General features: G+C 39.4%; 2 protein-coding genes. Both read left to right on the top strand.

Annotated elements, in window-relative coordinates; genetic code table 11:
• Window positions 1–437: 437 nt before the first annotated feature.
• Window positions 438–1,394, top strand: coding sequence for a WD40 repeat domain-containing protein (locus AB1414_19465; GenBank protein MEW6609592.1), 957 nt, complete (start codon window positions 438–440; stop codon window positions 1,392–1,394).
• Window positions 1,355–2,285 (top strand): WD40 repeat domain-containing protein (locus AB1414_19460; GenBank protein MEW6609591.1); only part of this gene is annotated, 931 nt, incomplete at its 3' end. The genes AB1414_19465 and AB1414_19460, both read left to right, overlap by 40 nt.

The following is a 2,285-nucleotide window of genomic DNA, read 5'->3' as shown; positions in this document are numbered from 1 at the left end:
TTTGGTAAATATGTTGTTTGTGTCATAAGTTTGTCCTCCTTATTTTAGTTAGTTAATACTTTTTGTATAGTATACCATAAAATCTTTCGCAGGTCAAACTTGACACTTTATCATATCATCTCTGTGGTGTATTTCAGCACGCTAAACACATACTCCCACAAGGGGAGAGGGAATTCGTGAAAAGAGGAACTTATTTATGCAAAAACCATAAGCGGGTTACTACAAACAATTTACACCTGATAACTGAAGGATTACTGGCAAGACTTTTTTTGCTTGACTTATTTGAGAGGTTGGGGTAGAATAGATGAGCAGGGGATGACTACAAACAAGCTTGAAAAAATCGGAGTTCAGGCTTTAGCCTTTTATTATGAAATTCTGAAGAGTGGGCGGACAACCACAAGGATTGTCCCTACAATTTAAAATTGAAGGAGGTCAGGATGATGAGAAGATTGATGGTTGGTTTGGGAATCGTGAGTGTAGTTTTGATGTTGGGGCAGGAGGTTGTATCTGTTGAGCCGAAGGCAAAAAAGGAGGTTGAGATTGTTCCGCAGACGGGACATACAGATTCTGTCAATTCTGTGGCCTTCAGCCCGGATGGAAGATACATTGTCTCCGGAGGTTTTGATAACACAGTCCGTCTCTGGGAGAAAGATACTGGTAAGCTCATCAGAATATTTAAAGGGCACACATCTTCCGTTGATTCAGTAACCTTTAGTCCAGATGGGAAATATGTTGTCTCAGGAAGTAATGATGAGACAATCAAACTGTGGAATGTACAAACAGGTGAACTTATTCGAACATTAAAGGGACATTATGACAAGATTAGATCTGTAATCTTCTCCTCAGATGGTGAATATATTGCTTCTGGAAGCTGGCGAGAGATTATCGTATGGGAGGTAAAATCAGGAGTGTGTATTCGTATAATACGAGATGAGGGAAGTTTTCCAGTTTTCAGCCCAGATGTGAAATGTATATTCTCTGTGTTTAATAATAGAATAGTCAAGAGATGGGATGTGGAATCAGGTGCCCCTATAGGGAGTATTACGGTGCTTTCTGATTCAGTCAGGTCAATAACCTTAAGTTCAAACGGAAGATATGGTGCTTCCATAAATGATGATAACACTATTGATGTGTGGCAGACAAAAACGGGCAAATGGCAAAAGTTAAAGGGACACACTACTTCCGTCGAATCTGTAACTTTTAGTCAAGATGCAAAATATATTGTATCTGTGAGTAGTAATGGAAAAACAATTAAAGTATGGGAGACAGAAACAGGTGAGGTTATTCAAACATTAAAGGAGCAATCTACTTCAGTCAAATCAGCAGCTTTCGGTCCGGATGGGAATATATTGCTTTGGGGTGTAGTGATGGTACAATCGAACTGTGGGAGGTAAAAACAGGTAAACTTAGCAAAATATTCAGAGAACATTCTAATTGGCTCTCTTCAGTAACCTTTAGTCCGAACGGAAAGTTTATCACCTCTGGAGGTGGAGATAAAACAATCAATTTATGGGAAGTAGAAACAGGTAAACTTATTCAATCATTGAAAGGACATTCTAAGTACATTAGATCAGTAGCCTTCAGTCCGGATGGAAAATATATTGCTTCTGGGAGTGATGATAATACAGTCAGATTGTGGGAAACAAAAAGAGGTGACTGTCTCAAAACATTAGAGGGGCATTCTGCTACAGTTGCATCAGTAGCTTTTAGTCCGGATGGAAAATATATTGCTTCTGGAAGTGATGATAATACAGTCAAACTGTGGGGAGCAAAAACAGGTGATTGTCTCAGAACATTAGAGGGGCATTCCAAAGAATGGCATCTCAGGTGGATCACCTCAGTGGCTTTTAGCCCAGACAGCAAATATATTGCTTGCGGAAGTATGGATAATACAATTAAGTTATGGGAGACAGAGACAGAAAAACTTATTAACACAATAGAGGGGGAAAAAGAATATTGGATGGTCACTTCCGTAGATTTCAGCCCAGACGGAAGATATATTGTTTCTGGAAATAGCGATAGAACAATTAAACTATGGGACGCAGCTACAGGCAAGAGCATTCGAACATTAAGAGGACATTCTGATCGCGTCGAATCAGTAGCCTTTAGTCCGGATGGCAAATATCTTGTCTCAGGAAGTAGAGACAATACGATCAAAATATGGTGGGTAGAAACAGGTGAACTTATCAGGACATTAGAAGGGCATTCTTATTTGGTCAAATCTGTAGCTTTCAGTCCTGATAAGAGATATATTGCCTCTGGGGATGCAAATGGAAACTTAAAAA

It is taken from the genome of bacterium (genome assembly GCA_040755795.1).
Classification (GTDB): domain Bacteria; phylum UBA9089; class CG2-30-40-21; order CG2-30-40-21; family SBAY01; genus JBFLXS01.
The sequence above is the reverse complement of the archived record's forward strand: the minus strand, read 5'-3'. Positions and strand labels throughout refer to the sequence as shown.